This is a genomic window from Treponema brennaborense DSM 12168, assembly GCF_000212415.1.
GTDB classification, from domain to species: domain Bacteria; phylum Spirochaetota; class Spirochaetia; order Treponematales; family Treponemataceae; genus Treponema_F; species Treponema_F brennaborense.
Genome location: NC_015500.1, coordinates 849655 through 869038 on the forward strand (window position 1 = coordinate 849655; position 19384 = coordinate 869038).

Consider the following 19384-nt stretch of genomic DNA (forward strand, 5'->3'; position numbering starts at 1 on the left):
GCTAAAAATAAAATGGTCGCTACGATCATTCATATCGTATTGATTCTGACCGCGTTTATGGTGCTGTATCCGATTGCGTTCACTATCGGAGCCGCGTTTACCAAATCGAATTCGCTTGCCGCGACCAGCATCGTGCCGTGGCCAAAAGAACCGTCGCTCTATCAGTTTCAGCGGCTTCTGACGCCGTCAGACCAGATCGTCCCGGGAACGACGAACATACGCGGAACGAATTATCTGGTGTGGTACCGGAACACGCTCAAAATAGCAGTCATGAATACGATTCTGACTGTCATCGTATGCAGTACCGCAGGATACATTTTTTCACGATTCAAGTTTCCGCTGCGTAAACCGATGATGGCGTCGATGGTCGTCCTGCAGATGTTTCCGTCGTTTATCGGAATGATTGCAACCTACGTTATCCTGTGGCGCATCAACGGACTGAACACGCATTGGGGCTTGGTGCTCGTGTACGCAACGGGAAGCATTCCGATGAACTCCTGGCTGATGAAAGGGTACTTCGACACCGTTTCAAAAAATATCGAAGAGGCGGCGCGCGTCGACGGTGCCACGCCGTTCGTAACGTATACGCGCATCATTCTGCCGTCCGTTCGGCCGATGATCATGTTCCTGACGCTGATGAGTTTTACCGGTCCGTGGATGGATTTCATTTTTCCGCGTCTGGTATTGCGCAGCGACGATAAAAAAACGCTCGCCGTCGGTCTGTTCGAGCTTATCAACGGACGTGCGAACGATAACTTTACCATGTTCGCCGCGGGTGCGCTGCTGGTTGCGATTCCGTTCGCAATTCTGTTTTTGGCAGGACAGAACGTCATGCTCCAGTCCCTGGCGGGCGACGGCGTCAAGGAGTAGGCGTAATGAATAAATCGCATATATATAGAAGGTTTTTAACATTTTTAACGTTTTCCGTACTGATTCCGCTGCTGTGCCTGTCGTGTGCGTCGAACGAACCCGCCGCGATCGACCCTGAAAAAGCGGTATATCGGCTCTCGCCGGTAACGCGAAGCGCGGAAAAACCGTCGCAGGGCGTGTATTATTGTATTTTCGTCCGATCGTTCGCCGATTCCGACGGCGACGGTATCGGTGACTTCCGCGGATTGACGGAAAAACTCGACTACTTGAACGACGGTAACGATTCTACGACGGACGATCTCGGCGTTACCGGCATTTGGCTGATGCCGATGTTCCCGTCGCAGTCGTACCACGGTTACAATGTGGACGATTATTACGCGGTCAATCCCGATTACGGTACGATGGCGGATTTTGAGTATTTTCTGAAAGAAGCCGATTCGCGCGGAATTTCGGTTATCATCGACATGACGTGCAATCATTCGTCCGTGTACACCGACTGGTTTATCAGCTCCCGTGATCCGGATAGTCCGTACCGCGATTGGTATCGTTGGGCGAATGAAGACGATGCCGGTTACAATCTGAAACAGAAAATTTGGGGGCACAACGTGTGGAACAAAGACCCCAAAACGGGAACGTATTACGCGGGACTCTTTGAAAACGGTATGCCCGATTTCAATCTGGCGAATCCCGAAGTTCGCGCCGAATTCAAAAAAATCGTTTCTTTTTGGATGGATAAAGGCGTTTCCGGCTTCCGCTTCGACGCAGCCGGTCACGTGTTCAACAGTGCAAAATTGAAAGCGGGCGAATCGTCTCAGGAACAGGCCGTCGGCTGGTGGAAAGAGATTTGCGGGTATATCGCTGCGGAAAATCCCGACGCGTACAACGTGGGTGAAGTGTGGGAACCGGCTTCCACGCGCGCCGTGTATACGGCGGGACTCAAATCGACGTTTCACTTTGATTTGGGTACGGCGATCGTCGACACGATTCGGGCAGAAGACGGCGGCAAAAACAATCTTGCCAACATGCTTTACGGCGATTATCAGCTGTACGCAAAGCAGAACGCCGAATATATCGACGCGCCTTTTTTGACCAATCACGATCAGAACCGTATTTCGGGAATGCTCAAAGGTGATTTTACTAAACTGAAGCTCGCCGCTTCCCTGTATATTCTTGCCGAAGGCGTTCCGTTCATGTATTACGGAGAAGAAATCGGCTTGATGGGGGCGAAACCCGACGAGCAGATTCGCACGCCGATGCTCTGGAACGCGCCGGGTAAAGACGCGTTACAGACGACTTGGATAGATTCCAAATATAACAAAAAAACGGTTCCGGTCGCCGCACAGCGGAAAGACGAAGATTCGCTGCTGCAGTATTATAAGCGGCTTATCCGGGTCAAAACGGCTCATTCGGCGCTGTACGAAGGCCGCCTGACTCCGGTATGGACGGGCGAACCGGAACTCATTTCTTGGGTTATGGAAAGTGACGCGGAAAGAGCGTTCGTGATTCATAACGTATCGTCCGAAGCGATGACTGCCGCGCTTCCCGCCGAAGCCGGTGCGGAAGACCTGCAGCTCGTTTTTGCAACGTACTCTGATACGTCCGTTTCCGCAGACGGATATATCACGGTATCGCCGTACGGGTCAGCAGTACTCGCCGCCAGCCGGTAAGTACCTGGTTTATAGTTTCCTCCTAGTTTTTAGGGGTGCGAATCCGGATTATGTTCCTTCAGCAAACCGGATTTGCGCCCCGCTTTTTTTACTTGACAGTGTTTTTCCGCTCAGTATAATGGATGCATAACAGTATGGAGTTGCACATGAATTATACCCAAAGCGAAGTTCTGCAATACATTGCGGAAAACGACGTCAAATTTATCAAGCTGTTTTTTACGGATATTTTCGGTTCGATAAAAAGCATTTCGATTATGCCGGAACAGCTGCCGACTGCCTTCAAATGGGGTATACCGTTCGACGCATCGTGCGTAAAAGGGTTTCTGGAAGTGGCGAAAACCGATTTGTTTATTGTTCCCGATCCGGCGACGCTTGCCGTTCTGCCGTGGCGGCCGCAGCACGGCCGGGTGGTGCGTTTTTACTGCAACATCCGGTACCCCGACGGTGCGCCGTTTGCCGGCGACAGCCGTCTGATTCTGCAGCAGACGGCGGATAAAATCCGGGAACTCGGCTATACGTGCAAAATCGGAACCGACTGCGAGTTCTATCTGTTCAACGCCGATGAAAACGGCCAGCCGACGCTGACGCCGCAGGATCAGGCTTCTTACTGCGATCTGGCTCCGCGCGACCGGGGAGAAAACGTCCGGCGCGATATCTGTTTGACGCTTGAACAGATGGGCATCAAACCAGAAGCTTCCCATCATGAAAAGGGTCCCGGTCAGAATGAAATAGACTTCGCCGACAGCGACGTTCTGAACGCTGCCGACAATTTTGCAACGTTCAAAACCGTCGTGCGCACGATCGCCGCCCGGAACGGCCTGTTCGCCTCGTTCATGCCGAAACCGCTGGCAGACCGGAGCGGCAGCGGATTGCACGTCAACATTTCGCTCAAAAAAGACGGCTGCAACGTGTTTGAAGGCGAAAAACTGCGTCCCGAAGCCGAATCGTTCATAGCGGGCATTTTGCATCATATCAAGGACATTACCGCGTTTTTGAATCCGCTCAACAATTCGTACGACCGTTTCGGTGAATTCGAAGCGCCGCAGTACGTGTCGTGGTCGCGCTGGAATTTGAGTCAGCTGATCCGGTTTCCGGCTTCCGGCGGAAAAGACGTGCGTATCAAGGTCCGTTCGCCCGACCCGGCCTGCAATCAGTATCTGGCGCTTGCGCTGATTCTGTCTTCGGGACTTGACGGTATTGCCAATAAACGGCCGCTGCCGCCGGCAACCGATATCGATTTATGTTCGGCTCCGCCGCAGACGATTGCCGGTTTGCCCAAGCTGCCGGGGTCGCTGAAAGAAGCGCTCGCTTTTGCCGCCGCAAGCCCGTTCGTAGCGGATTTGCTGACGAAAGACGTTCTCGACATGTTCGCTGCGGCTAAAAGCGGCGGTCGGGATCCCGATTTCGGAGAAATCTGATACATAAGATGGACAGCATACTCATCGTTTCAAATACCGGTTCAACTCTGCAAATTATCAGCCGGCTGCTGCAGGCGCAATCGTTTTCGCGCGTCGCGACGGTGCAGAACAGCTGTGAAGGCCGCCGCTGTCTGCTGGAGGCCGATTTTGATCTTATCATCATAGACGCGCCGCTGGGAAACGAATACGGCGACGATTTTGCCCTGCACGCGGCGGAAACGACTTCCGCCGGAATCATTTTGATAGCTCCGTGCGATCGGCTCGACGATATGAACCTCATCGTTGAAGACGCCGGGATTTTCGTCGTTCCAAAGCCGCTCAGCGCCGATTTCTTTTATCAGTCGGTCAAATTGCTTACCGCGTCGCGCAAGCGGGTAATGAAGCTCCAGAATGAAAATGAAAAATTGCAGCATAAAATGCAGGAGGTTCGCCTGATCGACCGGGCGAAATGCATTCTGATCCAGTATCTGAAAATGACCGAGCCGCAGGCGCATCGGTACATAGAAAAACAGGCGATGGATCTGCGGCAGAGCCGCGTCGTTACCGCCGAAAACATTCTGCGCACGTACGAGCGCTGATTGCGTCCGGTCAGCGCAGAATGTCGAGCGCTGACAGCGCCCGGTCAGCGCAGAATGTCGACCGTAACGGCGGCGAGCGTATCTGCACTGCTGTCGGGCAGCACCGATTTTATGTAGGTTCCCAAATTATACGAATAATGCAGCCAGTCGCCTTTGCGGATGTGTTTGAGCTGCGCCGGTTTGCCGCCGGTGAACGGCGTCTGCAAACCGGTGACCGTATCCTGCACGAGTATTCGCGTCGCGTCCGTTACGCCGAACGTTACGTTTTTTCCGTCGGTTGAAACGACGCTCACCCTTTTATTTCTGATAAAAGAACAGTACGGCCCTGCGTTTTCTTTTCTTCCGCCTTTTATTCCCGGACGCCGCCGCAGCGGCAAAACGTACCGGGCGGGAGGCTGCGGCTGTCTGATAGACGACGAAGGAAGCGGCTACGCCATTGGAAGAGACGTATTGAAAGCCGTCGTCCGGGCTTTCGACGGGCGGAGCGCGCCGACGGTTTTAACCGAAAAAGTTTTGTCTTTTTTGCAGATAGACCGAATCGACGATATCGTAAAGTTCGTTCACAGCCCGGCTACCGATAAAAAGCGGATTGCGGAACTTTCCGCGCTGTGCGCTGCCGCCGCGGATGAAAACGATTCGGCTGCAATTTCCATACTGACGAAAGCTGCCGAGGAGCTTTCTTTGCTCGTCATTCCCGTACTGCGGAATCTCAATTTACCCAAAGGCCCTCTGGTGCTCACCGGCAGCGTTCTGCAGAAAGACCGTATAGTGCCGGTAAAGCTCAAGGCCGTGCTGGCACGGACTTTCCCGGAACTTGAATATGCGCAGGCTCCGGACGACGCGGCTGCCGGCGCTGCGCTGCTGGCTTTGCGGAGCGTCGTGGCAACGGGGTGCGCATGAACGGAATTTCGATCGAACGGAATGCGTTACCTCGGGTGTCTCCGCCCTTCCGTATTGACTTTTTTTTCGCACCTCTGTATAGTGATAAAAAATAAAGATTAACGCTTTCGGGTGTCGATCGACTGGACAAGGGCGTCCGCTGAAAAAAATATCCGTTCCCGCTTCCGTTTTGCCGGAAACGCACGATGTTTTTTTGAGTGGACGCCTTTTTCGTATTCTGGGGGTAAGTATGTGTGGTTTTGTCGGTATGTTTGACTTGAACTCCGGTTCGGTCCCGCTGGAAGACGGACTGCGTGAAGAATTGCGCAGCCGGCTTCTTGATATGTCAAAAAAAATCCGCCACCGCGGTCCGGATTGGTCCGGCGTATATACCGGAGCAAACGCCCTGCTCAGTCACGAACGTCTTTCGATCGTTGATCCGCTTTCCGGCAAACAGCCGCTGATAAGTGAAGACGGCAACGTAATCCTTGCCGTCAACGGTGAAATTTACAATCATCAGGAAATCAGAAAACGGTACGAAGGCCGCTATACGTTTAAAACGCAGTCGGACTGTGAAGTCATTCTTCCGCTGTATCAGGAAAAGGGAGCGGCCTTTCTTGAAGATCTGAGCGGCATATTCGCGTTCGCCTTATACGACAAGCAAAATGATGTGTATCTGGTAGCCCGCGATCACATCGGCATCATTCCGCTGTATCAGGGATGGGACGAAGACGGCCGGTATTACGTTGCGAGCGAACTGAAAGCGCTTGAAGGTACGTGCTGTACGATAGAAGAATTCCCGAACGGGTGTTATTTTTACAGCAAAGACTCTGCGCCGGTAAAATGGTACGAACGCGACTGGACGGATTACGCCGCCGTACAGAACAACGTTTCAAGCATAGCCGAGCTGCGCGCGGGACTTGAGACGGCGGTCAAAAAACAGCTGATGAGCGACGTGCCGTACGGCGTACTGCTATCGGGCGGCCTGGATTCTTCCATTATTGCGGCCGTTACCAAAAAGTTTTCGGCACGCCGGGTCGAAAGCGGCGGTACGCAGGAAGCGTGGTGGCCGCAGCTGCACAGTTTCGCCGTCGGTTTGGAAGGTGCGCCCGACTTGCTCGCCGCGCGGAAAGCGGCCGAATTTATCGGCACGGTGCATCACGAAGTGCATTTTACGATTCAGGAAGCGCTGGACGCGCTGAGCGACGTTATCTATCACCTTGAAACGTACGACATCACGACGGTGCGCGCGTCTACGCCGATGTATTTGCTTGCCCGCGTGATAAAATCGATGGGGATCAAAATGGTGCTTTCAGGCGAAGGCGCCGACGAACTGTTCGGCGGCTACTTGTATTTTCACAAGGCGCCCGACGCGAAAGAGTTTCACGAAGAAACGGTGCGCAAACTCGGAAAACTGCACTTGTACGATTGTTTACGCGCGAACAAGGCGCTCGCGGCGTGGGGCGTGGAAGGGCGCGTGCCGTTTTTGGATAAGGAATTTATCGACGTCGCGATGCGGCTGAATCCCGAAGACAAAATGAGTTCCCGCTGCGAGCCGGGGACGAAAGGTGCCGGCCGCGACGGCCGCCGTATGGAAAAATGGATTTTGCGCAAAGCGTTTGAAGAGTATTTGCCCGAATCGATTGCGTGGCGGCAGAAAGAGCAGTTTTCCGACGGCGTCGGCTACAGCTGGATCGATACGCTGAAAAAAATCGCAGAAGAACGCGTTTCGGATCAGCAGTTTGCCGCCGCCGCGAAGCGTTTTCCGATAAACACGCCGCTCAATAAGGAAGAATACTATTACCGTTCCCTTTTTGCCAAGTTTTTTCCGTCGGAAACGGCGGCTAAAACGGTTCCGCACGAAGCTTCCGTTGCCTGTTCAACGGCGAAAGCGCTCGAATGGGACGCATCGTTCAAAAATATGAATGATCCGTCCGGCCGCGCCGTTTCGGGCGTACATGATGAAGCGTATTCAAAATAACGGACATAAAATACACTAATATAAAAAATGCAGAGAAAAAGGCTGCCGGTTTCTTGCCGGCAGCCTTTCGTTTTTGCCGAATCCGTTCGGGCGTGTTTGTTCTGAAACTCCGGCACATACGAAACGCTGCAGCCGGTGCCGCGGTTCAGTACCAGACGGCCGCGCGTACCGGATAATTTCTTCGGACATCTTGACATTTTCTGATTTTCTGTTATTCTTTATATACACATTTATGACAAATTGATATGTTTTGTCATTTTGACTGTACGCACGGGAGGTACAATGGCTGTCGTTATACGCGGAACCGGAAACGCGGTTCCCATGAAAAAACTTCCGAACGAAGCGCTCGATCCTGCTCTTGAAACGTCCGACGAATGGATCCGCTCTCACACCGGAATCGGAAGCCGGTACGTCGCCGCGCCTGATGAAACTACTTCTCTGCTCGGTTCCATGGCGTGCAAAAAAGCGTTGGAGCACGCGAAGGTTCCGGTTAAACCGGATCAGATCGATTTGATTATCTGCGCGACCGCGACGCCCGATTTTCACGGGTTCCCGTCTACGGCGTGTCTGATACAGACCAAACTCGGCGCAGCGAAGGCCGCCGCGTTCGACGTGTCGGCCGCGTGTTCCGGGTTCATTTACGCGCTTGAAACCGCCGCCGGGCTGCTTGAACGCCACGGCTGGAAGTATGCGCTCGTGTGCGGAGCGGAAACGCTCAGCCGCATCCTCGACTGGAACGACCGTTCGACTTGCGTTCTGTTCGGCGACGGCGCGGGCGCGGTACTGGTCGAAAACACCGATTATAATCAGAAAGAAAAAGGTATCGGTTCGGTCGTGCTCGGTGCCGACGGCACGGGCGGCGGAGAATTGTATATCGACGAATCGAATCACATCAAAATGAACGGACGGGCGGTGTACAATTTCGCCGTGCGCGTGCTGAGTGAAACGGTAGAAACGCTCATGCAGAAAGAATGGCTTACCATCGACGATGTGGATTTGATCGTGTGTCATCAGGCTAACAGCCGGATTCTTGAAGCGGCCGCAAAACGGCTGAAAATAGATCCTGCAAAAATAGTGAACAATATGGAAGATTACGGAAATACCTCCGCGGCTTCGATCCCGATTACGCTGGCTGATCTTGCGGCTCAGGGACGGCTCAAGGAAGGTATGGTGATTATTTCTGCCGGCTTCGGTGCCGGTCTTACATGGGGAGGCTGTGTAATACGATGGTAAAAAAATACGCGTTTTTGTTTCCCGGACAGGGAGCTCAAGCTCAGGGCATGATGAAGGACGTGTGCGAAGCGTTTCCCGCTGCCCGCAAATGTGTGGATGCAATTTCCGAAATTGCAGGCGAAGATATTACGAAACTGCTGTGGGATACCGAAGCGTCCGTGCTGTCCCGCAGCGACCGCAGTCAGCTTGCGATTACCGCGGCGTCGTTGGCGGTTTTTTCGGCGCTGAAATCGAAAGGTATCGAGCCTTCCGTTTGTGCCGGTTTCAGTTTGGGTGAATTTCCGGCGCTCTGTGCCAGCGGCGTGCTGTCGTTTGACGATACGATTCGCGTGGTAAAAAAACGCGGCGAAATCATGCAGAAAGTCTGCGAAGCTATTGCCGCCCGCAATGCGGGCAACGCGCCGGGGATGGCCGCCATTATCGGGCTGCCTCCTGAAAAGGTTCTTGAAATTGCGAAAGCGAGCGGCGAAGTATACGGTGCGAACATGAACAGCGCACGTCAAACCGTCGTGTCGGGAACGGCCGCGGGACTTACGAAAGCCGAAGAATTGTGCAAAGAAGCCGGAGCGCGCCGCTTTGTCCGCCTTGCCGTTGCCGGTCCGTTCCATTGCCCGCTGATGCAGGAAGCCGCGGATGAATTTGAAAAAGCGATCGCGGCGGTAACGTTCAAAGATCCGGACGTACCGCTGCTTTCAAACGTATCCGGTGCGTTGGCGGTGAGCGGAGCTGAAATCAAAAAATCCGCCGTGCTGCATTTGACGCATCCGGTGTTGTGGACGTCGGAAGAAGCCGTTTTGGGTAAAATGATTACCGGCGAAACCGACGGGGGAAACGCCGAATGGGCGCTGCTTGAAGCGGGACCCGGAAAGGTGCTGTCTGGACTGTGGCGCGACACCGAATTCGGTGAAAAATGGGCGGCCGTTCCGGTAAACACGGCCGACGCAATAAACGCACTGTAATTTAGGAGAACGTATGAAGCGTCCGGCTCGGATAGCTCCGTTCATTTCAAGGAGAACGTATGTTGTTACAAGGTAAAAAAGCGCTGGTGACCGGCTCGTCGCGCGGCATCGGAAAAGAAATAGCGAGACGTTTTTTGGAAGAAGGCGCGGAAGTATGGGGTTTGTGTTCCAAACCGTCTGCAGCCCGCGCGGAACTTGAAGCGTACGCGGCGGAAAAAGGTTCCGCGTTTCATGAAATCTGCGCCGACGCGGGCAACGCTGAAAATCTTTCGGAAACGGTCAAGGCGGCGCTCGCCGACGCGGGTTGCTTCGATATTCTGGTAAACAACGCGGGAATTACCCGCGACGGACTGTCGTTCCGCATGAGTATGGACGACTGGCAGAAAGTACTGGACGTGAATCTGACGGGCGTGTTCATCGTGTCGCAGCTGGTTTCTTCGGCAATGATACGGAAACGCTCGGGTTCGATCATCAATATGACGAGCATCGTCGGACTGCACGGTCAGGGCGGCCAGGTGAACTATTCGGCGAGCAAAGCCGGACTGATCGGTTTGACGAAAAGCCTTGCGAAAGAGTGCGGCGGCCGCGGCGTGCGCGTGAACGCGATCGCTCCGGGGTTTATCGACACCGACATGACGCGCGCCGTTAACGAAGAAGCGCGCAAAGTGTGGCTCGAAGGCATACCGCTCAAGCGCGCCGGACAGGTTTCCGATATCGCGAACGCGGCGGTGTTTTTGGCGTCCGATATGTCCTCGTATATCACCGCGCAGGTCTTGGGCGTAGACGGGGGAATGGGCGCGTAGATACGCACACGCGGGTTGTGCACCTGCAGGAAATTTTCTGTTTTACAGATTAAATAGGGAAAAAGGAGTTAAACGATATGAGACGGGTTGTTGTCACCGGATTGGGGGCGGTTACGCCGCTTGGAAATAACGTTGCCGATACGTGGGCGGGTATCCGCGCCGGAAAAAGCGGAATCGGCGCCATCACTCATTTTGACACGGTAAACTCCGCGGTTAAAATTGCGGGTGAAGTAAAAGATTTTGATACGTCTGAATTTATCGATCGGAAAGAAGCGCGCAAAATGGCGCGTTTTACCCAATACGCGGTGATTGCGGCCGGACAGGCACTCAAAGACGCCGGTTTGCTTGAAGCAGACGCGCTTGAACCGCACAATACCGGCGTGTTCGTCGGTAACGGTATCGGCGGTTTTGAAGTGTTTGAAGAATCGTGCGGAAAATACTTTAAATCGGAAGGAACCCGCGTTCCTCCGCTGACCATTCCGATGCTTATTCCGAACGAAGCTGCCGGCAATATTTGTATGCGCTACGGTATCAAAGGCCCCGCGCCGACGATTGCGACCGCGTGTGCGTCGGGAACTGACGCGCTCGGACTGGCGCTCGACAGTATCAGAAGCGGCCGCGTGGACGTCTGTCTTGCAGGCGGTACGGAAGGCGCGGTTACGGGATTCGGCATCGCGTCGTTCGCCGTTTTGCAGACGTTGGCGAGTTCGTTCAACGATTGCCCCGAAAAGGCGAGCCGCCCGTTCGACGTAAAACGGGAAGGTTTCGTTATGGGCGAGGGATCGGCGATGCTGCTGCTTGAAGAATACGAACACGCCAAAAAACGCGGCGCGACGATTTACGCCGAATTTGCCGGATACGGCGGTTCGTCCGACGCATATCATATCACCAGTCCCGATCCGTCGGGCGACGGCGGTGCGGCGGCGATGACGGCGGCACTCAAAGATGCGGGCGTGAATCCCGAAGACGTGCAGTATTACAACGCGCACGGAACGTCTACGCCGATCAACGATCCGGCGGAAACCGCGATGATCAAAAAAGCGTTCGGCGATCACGCGTATAAAATGAAGATTTCTTCGACGAAGAGTATGACCGGTCATTGTTTGGGTGCCGCCGGAGCGATTGAAGCGCTGATCTGCATCAAGGCGATAAACGACGGTTTTTATCCGCCGACGATCAATCTTGAACAGCCCGACCTCGAACACGGCTGCGATTTGGATTACGTTCCGAATAAAGGCGTGGAAGGATCGATTACCTGCGCTGCGTCCGGTTCGCTCGGCTTCGGCGGACACAACGGCGTCGTCGTGTTCAAAAAAGTTTAAAACTGAAGGAATGCTCTATGAGTTTGACAAAAGATTTGGAAAGTTTGCTGCCGCACCGCAGCCCATTTCTGTTCGTGGATGAAATTATCAGCGCGGATGAAAAAGGCAGTGTGGCGGTCAGAACTTTTACCGATGAAGATTTCTTTTTTAAGGGACATTTTCCCGAATATCCGGTGGTGCCCGGCGTTATCCTGATAGAAACGATGGCACAAGCCGGCGGCGCGGCATTGAGCTTTCAGAAAGTGTTTGCAGAAGGTTCGCTGTTCTTTTTGGGAACGGTCGACAAGGTAAAGTTCCGCAGCCAAGTTCGCCCCGGCGATACGGTTCGCATGGAAATCACGAATCTGCGCGTTTCTCCCAGAATGATCAAACAGGCCGGAAAAGCGTACGTCGGCGACACCCTCGCTGCCGAAGCGGAATGGATGTGTTTAGTCGGTTCTGCCAACTAAACGCTCCGCAAGCAAGACGCGCAGCGTCTTGCTTCGTGCCGCAATCCGGCAAGGTGCGTGTTTCCCGCTTAGCGTGAGCGTTTTTTCGTCCAATTTTTACAAAAAACATTGATTCTTTTCAGAAAAGTCATCCGATAAAACTAATCCGAAGCAAATTCGCTTCATTTTCTCCCATAATATATATGCCGAATGAGCGGCGCGGCAGCGCATTGTATACGGCGCGTCGTATACGCTGAAGCGCGGGTTACCGGATACGCAGCCAGTCGCTGAGCCGCAGCCCACACCACCAGCAACCGGCGCCGCCGTCTTTGGCCAACGCGCGTCGTATACGCTGAAGCGCGGGTTACCGGATATGCGGCTAGTCGCTGAGCCGCAGCCCGCACCACCAGCAACCGGCGCCGCCGTCTTTGGCCAACGCGCGTCGTATACGATAAGCCCGCGCCGCCGTCTTTGGCCAACGCTGCCCGGTTGCCAGAACTCGCGGATTAGTCGCTAAGCGGCGCTGGCGCTTTCGGCCAACGCGGCCGGTTGCCAGAACTGCCGCCACCCACCGGCGGCAACCGGCACCGTCCGCTCGGAGCGTCATATACAGGAGAGACCATGAACGCAGATTTTCCCCGCTGGGAAGACGTTACCATCACGAACGACTTCTTCTTCGCCTACTCGATGCTTCACGACACCGAACTGTGCCGCCTCCTTCTGCGCACCCTGCTCAAGCTGGACGCAAAAGAAATCACCTACGTCAACACTCAGGAAACCCTCGCCGCCGCCCCCGGCTCCAAAAGCGTCCGCCTCGACGTGCTGCTCGAAACCACGAACGAGATCGTCAACGTCGAGATGCAGACGACCTCCGAGCCGAACCTGTTCAAGCGGATCCGCTATTATCAAAGCTCCATCGACATCGGCACCGCACAGCGCGGCGTTGATTACGACGACCTGAAAAAGCTGTACGTCTTGTTCATCTGCACGAAGGATCCGTTCGGCGAGGGTCTGCCGCGCTACACGCTCAGGACCGTCTGCGACGAGCACACTGCGCTCGACGTCCGGGACGAACGGTTTGCCGTCGTCTATAATGCCTCAGCGTATGAAAACGAACTTGATTCTGAAACGGCGGCCATGTTACACTACATAGCGGAAGGCGGAACGGACACGGAGACGGCGAAGAGCTTTGCCGAGCGGGTGTTCAAGCTGAAAACCGACGGTGCCGCCAAGGGGGTGTTCATGAAGTACGAGATAGAAATCAAACGCATCCGTAAGGAAGGCTTTGCCGAGGGTCTTACAGAAGGCGAATCCCTCGGTTTTGCAGCGGGCCGTAATGAGGGCATTGCTGAAGGTGAAACACGCGGCATGGAAAAAGGCCGAATCACCGGTATTGCGGAAGGTCGCACACAAGGTAAATCCGAAGAAAAATACGCTACGGCCGGCAATCTTCTTTCTATGGGAGTGCTTACGCCGGAGCAGATTGCCGCCGCAACGGAATTACCGCTGAAAACCGTGCAGGAACTCGCTTCTGCAAAGAACGAAGCGTTGTAAGATTGCAGCGTTTTCGATAAGGGAGGCGGTGTGGACGGCGTGCGGTATGCGCGTTCAGACGGGCTCGGATAGTGACGAACGCTGGGCTGCGGCTCTCAGTCGTTCCGTTTGCTTCTTTAAAATGCGTATTGACCTCCGTTCCGTTCGTTGCGGCAACGGCGGCTGCAGGAGTGCGTTCCGTTTACTTTTTTAAGCCTTGACAGGGAACTGTTCTGGATTGTATCATTAAAACATGATTGTAGATGAACTTTGTTTAAAAATATATCAGAATGCGTTTGCGCTCGCATCGGATGAAGGGATTATGGTTGCTTTTATCAATATCGTAGCGCCGCCGTCTTTGCCGTTTGGGGAGGATTCTCTGCGGACTGCGTTTCGGAAAACCGTCTGGAACACGCCGCTGTCGAACACCGATTTGGAAATTGCACGATCGGCCGAGCTCCGTTCGGGGGAAATGCGGCTTGATTCCATCGTTGAATTCGGTGACGAAGCGAACGCCGGGTGCGTGATTCCGTTTCCGGAAACACTCAGATATATTAATTATTAATATATTTTAAATGTAGCTTATTTTTAAATTTGGCTTTTCGAGATTTTCTGTTATAATAGTATTACATGCGTATTCTTAAACAATGTATTATAACATGTCTCCTTGCGGTATTGCCGGTTTTTGCGCTGTATGCGCAGTCGGAAGAGAATCGGATTTCCGAAAAAAAATCTGCCTGGCAGCTGCTTGAACCTGATGAAAAAGCTGCCTGTGCTTTTTCGGCTCCGCTGATTGCAATGAACGGACTGGAAATATGCGTTTTTAATCCTGAAGCCGGTGTGTTTGAATCACCCAGAAAAGGCCTGTCATTGAAGCTGCTGAATGAGTCCTGGTCCGTTTATTCTTATGCCGATTTGATTGCACAGATAGAAACACTTGAATCCGGCGGTCAGGCGGGGGCGTACCGGCGTTTGAAAAAGATGCTCGATGAAAATCGCGGATTGTCGGTAATGGAAATTGCAGAAAAAAACTGCCTTTCTACGCTTGAAACGATTCGGTTGTTTTACATACATTCCGTAGCCTCCCGGCTCGGTCAAAAAGGAATAGAAGCCTGGGATAAAGGACGAGAGCTTGCCTTGCTCCGATGGGCGGTTCCCGCCGGCTATATAACGGAAAAAGAAGCCGCTGAGCGCGCAAAAAAAATAACTGATGAGATTCTTACCGGATATACCGATTTTGAGGATTTTGCGGCTCACTATGCATTCGGCCGGGGATTTTTCGGCGCCGCGGATAATACGATCAATTCCAAAATGAAGGCCGTATGCGAATCCGTTGAAAGATGTATCCGTGAATACGGTATGGACGGTTTAAAATTCGCTTCTTCCGGCACGGAAAGTCCCATACTCACCTTATCTGAAGTAAAAGCGTATACCCCCGACAACGCATATTTTTCATGGTACGACGTGCATTCTTATCTTTCGTTTCGGAATAAAGAGGAGCAGGACGTCCAGATTGCCACCATTGATAACTATATAAAACAGTACGGCGCGCTCGCCGGTTTGTTTTATATGAAAGCCGAGCGTTATATGTATTTCGGGCGGTACCGCGACGCCGTGAAGATTTTCAGGGAATATGCTGCGCTTGTTGCCGAACGAACTGATTCCGAATCTTTTTTGCGCAGCGACTGGTTCTATTTATACGCCGTTGCGGCCAATAAAATGAACCTCCCCTTTGAAGCGCTTGAAGCGCTTTCCAACTTGAGTGCCGAGGACAAACGGGATCCGAAAATTTTATTTTATACGGGTTATACGTATTCAAAATGTATCGGCCGTTCCGCCGATTATGAAGTGAACGAACAATATGCGCAGAAAGCGCTTGATAATTATATCGCGGCCGGCAACGCCGGTTATGAATTGCCTGAACATATTATGAAATGGATACAAGGCAACTCAGAGGAAATGTAAAATATGAAAAAGAAACTGATAAGCACCGTATTCGTTTTTTGTGCGTTTGCAAGCGTTTGGTCACAGCAGATTCTTGAACCCGACGTACTCGGTAAGGTTCTTGCTTCCGTATTTGAGGTTGTCGTTGAAAAACCGGTGGAAAAAAACATCGAATACGAACGTGATTTGCCCTGGGCGCGTATTGCGTTTTCAATCAGAAATGATGCGTATTTGCCGTTGGGAACCGCGTTTCTGCTCGATACGGGAGAATTCTACTCTGCGGCGCACGTGTTCTCCCTGTACGAAGATTCCTTATACACGGATTATTATATTCGGGACGGCAGCGGAAAGACGTTTAAGGTTGATACCGTGACGAAGTTTTCCACAAATCGCGATTTCATATCTTTTACCGTCGAAGACTATACGCCGGAACAGGGCGCCGGACTTGCTGTTGCAGATGTTGCCGAGATGAATTCCGTCGTTTTTTCAGTCGGCAACGCGCTGGGAGACGGAATCGTAATCAGAAACGGTATTCTTACCAGCCGAACTTATGAAGTTGAAAACGGCGAATGGAAATGGCTCCGGTTTTCAGCGGCAGCGAGTCCCGGAAATTCAGGCGGCCCGCTTATTACCGCAGACGGCAGAGTACTCGGCATCGTTACGATGAAAAGTGAGAATGAAAATTTAAACTACGCGCTTCCTTTTGCGGAAACGGATTCCGTGGAAGCCGGCGTCGGTTTTATGTATAACAGTTTTTACTATTCGCTTCCGAATGTCCTTTCGGAAAAGTTTTACCATATTTTTGATCACACCGTATCGCTGCCGAAAAAACTGAAAGACGTGCAAAGCGAATTGACGGAAGCGTTTAATGCCTATGTTACGGACGTTGCCGCCGGAGTGCGTAAACAGTTTAACCCGTTGGGCCGTAAAGGCTTCGTATCGGCTTCCGGAAGTGCGGAAATATTGTCAAATTATTTCCTCATGAAGTTTCCGTATACGTTGTATCTGAATGAAGCGGGTAAGTGGGACTACGGATATCCGTCGTCGCAGGTGCATCAATTGCCGGGCAACGGAACCGTTCAGTTCGGAAATATGATGGGACTGTCGATGGGCATCATCCAGAAACCTGATAACGTTTCCATGGCGGAACTTCTTTCAAATCCGAAGCTTTATATGGATTATTCTCTTGCAGCAGATAAAATAACGCGTAATTTCAATTCGGAAAAAATCGCTGTTACTACGTTGGGCCAGCCTGCGGAATCATCGTCTTACGTTGATTATTTCGGCAGAACGTGGCAGGTGAATCTGTGGCGGCTCGGTTTTGCCGATTCTGCGCTGCTGTGCTATGCGCTGCCGCTTCCTAACGGCATATATTATATGTACGATATCGCCTCAACCGGAACGATCGCTGCGTGCGGAAAAAACGATATGTCGTTCGTAGCCGATTTCGTGTATCCGTGCTATACCGGAAAAATCAGTGAATGGCAGGAATTTTTATCTTTGCCGCAGGAACTTGCCGGTGTTCCCGTGGATTTTTTACGTGAATTTAAAATAGAAATGAAAGCCGACTCCGTTTCTATCGATACGGGAGTTTTTACGGTTGATATACCGCAATCCGTTCTGCCTCTTAACGAGGATTCTTATTTCCGCGCAACCTGCGCGTATACGATGCGGGACGATAAACTGATTTTCGATAATCGGTCGTTCGACGTATTTACGAACCGCCGTACGGATAATTATAAGTATATGAATATATCAAAATTGAAAAAACCGGCAGCCGGCGCGCTGAAAAATACCGTGGAAATATGGGAACAGAAAAGAGATCGAATCACGCCGTTTAATAGTGAACCGTACAATTACGAACAGTATACGTATTGCGATAAAGTCTTATATCCGGCAGGCGTGTCGTTTGAAAACCGTACGGATGCGGATGTCGTGTATCTGCTGTGCACCGAGTTGGGAGGCCAAAATAAATTTGAAGAAATATCGCGTTTTTCGGAACGGGCCGAATCGTGCATAATTGAATTGCGTTAACGGCTCCGGCAGCTCCGTTTATTAACTGAAAATTAACCGTCAATTCATTCAAAAGAAATATTGCGCTTGTATGTTTAGGACATGAAAAGTGCAGAAATCATGCAGAACGTGCAGACCGTCCCGTCCGTTTCGGCAGAATGTTTCGACATTGCCGATATGAACTTTTATTACGGACCTCACAAGGCGCTGGAAAACGTGAATATGGTTATCAGGGAAAACTCGATAACGGCTTGCATCGGTCCGTCCGGTTGCGGTAAGTCGACTTTTTTGCGTTCGCTCAACCGTATGAACGACACGATTCCGGGAACGCGCGTGGAAGGGGCGCTGCTGTACCGAGGCGTCGATTTGTACCATGAATACGACGTGCTGGAATTGCGCAAAAACGTCGGCATGGTGTTCCAGAAGCCGAATCCGTTTCCGATGAGCATTTACGACAATATCGCCTACGGACCGCGGCTGCACGGAAAACTTTCAAAAACGCAGTGCGACGAGTTGGTTGAACAGTGTCTGCGCGACGCGGCGCTTTGGGATGAAGTAAAAGACCGGCTGCATAAAAGCGCGATGGGCTTGTCGGGCGGTCAGCAGCAGCGGTTGTGCATTGCGCGGACGCTCGCCGTTAAGCCGGACGTTATCCTGATGGACGAACCGACGTCGGCGCTCGATCCGGTTTCGACCTCCCACATCGAAGAGTTGTGTTTTCAGCTGAAAAAACGGCTGACAATCGTAATCGTAACGCACAACATGCAGCAGGCTTCCCGTATTTCCGATACGACGGCCTTCTTTATGGTAAACGACGAGCGCTGCGGATATTTGGTCGAATACGGCGAAACGGAACAGGTTTTTTATAAGCCGCGCGATCCGAAAACCGAAGCGTACATATCGGGAAGATTCGGCTGAGCCGGAATGCCCGGACGTCCGGGCGCGGCGCGGCGGCCGTTTGAGCCGTTCGCATCGTAAAAAAAATGACGCTGCAAAGGAGAACCGGATGAGAACTCAATTTGACGAAAAACTGCGTACGTATTACAACGATACCATTTACATGGGAACGATGGTCGAAGAATATCTGACTTCGTGTATAGACGCGTTCCGTGCCGGTAATACGGAACGGGCCCGTTTGCTGATTACGGACGACAAAAAAATAGACGAAATGCAGATGACGCTGGAACAGGAAAGCGTTAAACTGCTGCTGCTTGAAGCGCCGGTGGCGAAAGATCTGCGGAAAATCATTACGTCCATTAAGATTTTTGCGAATCTGGAACGGATCGGCGACTACGCGTGCCATTTGGCAAAACTTACGGTAAAAGGCGATCGGTCGATTTATCCGTCTTTTATAGAACCGATTGCGCAGATGGCGTTGGCCGCGTCTACGATGATACGCGATTCGCTGACCGCTTATATACAGGACGACGAGCAGCTTGCCATGCAGACCGCCGCGCGCGACGCCGAAATAGATTCGGCAAAGAAAAAAATCATCGCGCAATTGATCATGCTCACACCGGCGAGTGAAAACGAAATGAAGCAGATTTACCGGTATATTTCCATTTGTAAGGATCTTGAACGGCTCGGCGACCATATTACGACGATTTGCGAATGGGTGGTGTTCACCGTTTCCGGCAAGATACTCGATTTGGGCAAATTGGTGACGAAAGACGAGTGATTCGCTTCCGGCGGGCGCGTCCCGGTAAACGCGTTGCCGGTAAACGTGCCGGCGGGCACCGAGGCCTCGGCAGCAGTG

At 52.4% G+C, this 19384-nt stretch carries 18 protein-coding genes; 17 read left to right on the forward strand and 1 reads right to left on the reverse strand.

The annotated features are described in order from the left end of the window. Positions 1–12 precede the first annotated feature (12 nt). From TREBR_RS03510 to TREBR_RS03525, 4 genes are all read left to right on the forward strand, one after another. The gene (locus TREBR_RS03510; RefSeq protein ID WP_041610607.1) at positions 13–870 is read left to right on the forward strand and encodes a sugar ABC transporter permease; all 858 of its coding nucleotides are present in this window, start codon (positions 13–15) and stop codon (positions 868–870) included. Between the two features lie 5 nt (positions 871–875). Further along, positions 876–2537: an alpha-amylase family glycosyl hydrolase gene (locus TREBR_RS03515; RefSeq protein ID WP_013757850.1), complete on the forward strand. Its 1662-nt coding sequence runs from the start codon at positions 876–878 to the stop codon at positions 2535–2537. A 146-nt stretch (positions 2538–2683) separates the two neighbouring features. Continuing rightward, entirely contained in the window at positions 2684–3955 is a 1272-nt protein-coding gene (locus tag TREBR_RS03520) for a glutamine synthetase family protein (protein ID WP_013757851.1), read from the forward strand. Positions 3956–3963: 8 nt separating this feature from the next. Further along, on the forward strand, positions 3964–4533 hold the full coding sequence (locus TREBR_RS03525; RefSeq protein ID WP_013757852.1) for an ANTAR domain-containing response regulator: 570 nt from the start codon (positions 3964–3966) through the stop codon (positions 4531–4533). A gap of 44 nt (positions 4534–4577) precedes the next feature. Here the strand turns inward: TREBR_RS03525 and TREBR_RS14260 are convergent, their stop codons facing one another. Next, complete coding sequence (locus tag TREBR_RS14260; RefSeq protein WP_169310620.1) at positions 4578–4760, reverse strand: hypothetical protein; 183 nt, start codon at positions 4758–4760, stop codon at positions 4578–4580. Here TREBR_RS14260 and TREBR_RS03530 point away from each other — a divergent pair. The 13 genes from TREBR_RS03530 (at position 4744) to phoU (ending at position 19306) form a co-directional block, all read left to right on the forward strand. Further along, a complete protein-coding gene (locus TREBR_RS03530) occupies positions 4744–5433 on the forward strand; it encodes an N-acetylglucosamine kinase (RefSeq protein WP_052296145.1) in 690 nt (229 codons plus the stop codon). The genes TREBR_RS14260 and TREBR_RS03530 overlap by 17 nt on opposite strands. 229 nt (positions 5434–5662) lie before the next feature. Next, complete coding sequence (asnB, locus tag TREBR_RS03535; RefSeq protein WP_013757854.1) at positions 5663–7393, forward strand: asparagine synthase B; 1731 nt, start codon at positions 5663–5665, stop codon at positions 7391–7393. Positions 7394–7675: 282 nt separating this feature from the next. Next, positions 7676–8626, forward strand: coding sequence for a beta-ketoacyl-ACP synthase III (locus TREBR_RS03540; protein WP_013757855.1), 951 nt, complete (start codon positions 7676–7678; stop codon positions 8624–8626). Beyond that, positions 8620–9585 (forward strand): ACP S-malonyltransferase, encoded by a 966-nt coding sequence (locus tag TREBR_RS03545; RefSeq protein ID WP_013757856.1) that lies wholly within the window; start codon positions 8620–8622, stop codon positions 9583–9585. The genes TREBR_RS03540 and TREBR_RS03545 overlap by 7 nt, the downstream gene beginning before the upstream one ends. Positions 9586–9644: 59 nt before the next feature. Then, complete coding sequence (fabG, locus tag TREBR_RS03550) at positions 9645–10388, forward strand: 3-oxoacyl-[acyl-carrier-protein] reductase (protein ID WP_013757857.1); 744 nt, start codon at positions 9645–9647, stop codon at positions 10386–10388. Positions 10389–10465: 77 nt separating this feature from the next. Then, entirely contained in the window at positions 10466–11710 is a 1245-nt protein-coding gene (gene fabF / locus TREBR_RS03555) for a beta-ketoacyl-ACP synthase II (protein ID WP_013757858.1), read from the forward strand. A 17-nt stretch (positions 11711–11727) separates the two neighbouring features. Further along, positions 11728–12159 carry a 3-hydroxyacyl-ACP dehydratase FabZ gene (gene fabZ / locus TREBR_RS03560; protein ID WP_013757859.1) on the forward strand — a complete coding sequence of 144 codons (432 nt, stop codon included), beginning with the start codon at positions 11728–11730 and terminating at the stop codon, positions 12157–12159. A 600-nt stretch (positions 12160–12759) separates the two neighbouring features. Next, positions 12760–13692, forward strand: coding sequence for an Rpn family recombination-promoting nuclease/putative transposase (locus TREBR_RS03565; RefSeq protein ID WP_013757860.1), 933 nt, complete (start codon positions 12760–12762; stop codon positions 13690–13692). A 232-nt stretch (positions 13693–13924) separates the two neighbouring features. Beyond that, positions 13925–14236 carry a hypothetical protein gene (locus tag TREBR_RS03570; protein ID WP_013757861.1) on the forward strand — a complete coding sequence of 104 codons (312 nt, stop codon included), beginning with the start codon at positions 13925–13927 and terminating at the stop codon, positions 14234–14236. 65 nt (positions 14237–14301) lie between these two features. Then, positions 14302–15636, forward strand: coding sequence for a DUF1266 domain-containing protein (locus TREBR_RS03575; protein ID WP_013757862.1), 1335 nt, complete (start codon positions 14302–14304; stop codon positions 15634–15636). A gap of 3 nt (positions 15637–15639) precedes the next feature. Then, a complete protein-coding gene (locus TREBR_RS03580) occupies positions 15640–17649 on the forward strand; it encodes a S1 family peptidase (RefSeq protein WP_013757863.1) in 2010 nt (669 codons plus the stop codon). Between the two features lie 99 nt (positions 17650–17748). Beyond that, entirely contained in the window at positions 17749–18546 is a 798-nt protein-coding gene (pstB, locus tag TREBR_RS03585) for a phosphate ABC transporter ATP-binding protein PstB (RefSeq protein WP_052296202.1), read from the forward strand. Positions 18547–18634: 88 nt separating this feature from the next. Next, a complete protein-coding gene (gene phoU, locus TREBR_RS03590; RefSeq protein WP_013757865.1) occupies positions 18635–19306 on the forward strand; it encodes a phosphate signaling complex protein PhoU in 672 nt (223 codons plus the stop codon). The last annotated feature ends 78 nt before the right edge of the window (positions 19307–19384 follow it).

Excerpts from the sequence above, each read along its gene's own strand:
- TREBR_RS03510 (WP_041610607.1), top strand. The coding sequence starts at position 13 with ATGGTCGCTACGATCATTCATATCGTATTGATTCTGACCGCGTTTATG.
- TREBR_RS03515 (WP_013757850.1), top strand. The coding sequence starts at position 876 with ATGAATAAATCGCATATATATAGAAGGTTTTTAACATTTTTAACGTTT.
- TREBR_RS03520 (WP_013757851.1), top strand. The coding sequence starts at position 2,684 with ATGAATTATACCCAAAGCGAAGTTCTGCAATACATTGCGGAAAACGAC.
- TREBR_RS03525 (WP_013757852.1), top strand. The coding sequence starts at position 3,964 with ATGGACAGCATACTCATCGTTTCAAATACCGGTTCAACTCTGCAAATT.
- asnB (WP_013757854.1), top strand. The coding sequence starts at position 5,663 with ATGTGTGGTTTTGTCGGTATGTTTGACTTGAACTCCGGTTCGGTCCCG.
- TREBR_RS03540 (WP_013757855.1), top strand. The coding sequence starts at position 7,676 with ATGGCTGTCGTTATACGCGGAACCGGAAACGCGGTTCCCATGAAAAAA.
- TREBR_RS03545 (WP_013757856.1), top strand. The coding sequence starts at position 8,620 with ATGGTAAAAAAATACGCGTTTTTGTTTCCCGGACAGGGAGCTCAAGCT.
- fabG (WP_013757857.1), top strand. The coding sequence starts at position 9,645 with ATGTTGTTACAAGGTAAAAAAGCGCTGGTGACCGGCTCGTCGCGCGGC.
- fabF (WP_013757858.1), top strand. The coding sequence starts at position 10,466 with ATGAGACGGGTTGTTGTCACCGGATTGGGGGCGGTTACGCCGCTTGGA.
- fabZ (WP_013757859.1), top strand. The coding sequence starts at position 11,728 with ATGAGTTTGACAAAAGATTTGGAAAGTTTGCTGCCGCACCGCAGCCCA.
- TREBR_RS03565 (WP_013757860.1), top strand. The coding sequence starts at position 12,760 with ATGAACGCAGATTTTCCCCGCTGGGAAGACGTTACCATCACGAACGAC.
- TREBR_RS03570 (WP_013757861.1), top strand. The coding sequence starts at position 13,925 with ATGATTGTAGATGAACTTTGTTTAAAAATATATCAGAATGCGTTTGCG.
- TREBR_RS03575 (WP_013757862.1), top strand. The coding sequence starts at position 14,302 with ATGCGTATTCTTAAACAATGTATTATAACATGTCTCCTTGCGGTATTG.
- TREBR_RS03580 (WP_013757863.1), top strand. The coding sequence starts at position 15,640 with ATGAAAAAGAAACTGATAAGCACCGTATTCGTTTTTTGTGCGTTTGCA.
- pstB (WP_052296202.1), top strand. The coding sequence starts at position 17,749 with ATGCAGAACGTGCAGACCGTCCCGTCCGTTTCGGCAGAATGTTTCGAC.
- phoU (WP_013757865.1), top strand. The coding sequence starts at position 18,635 with ATGAGAACTCAATTTGACGAAAAACTGCGTACGTATTACAACGATACC.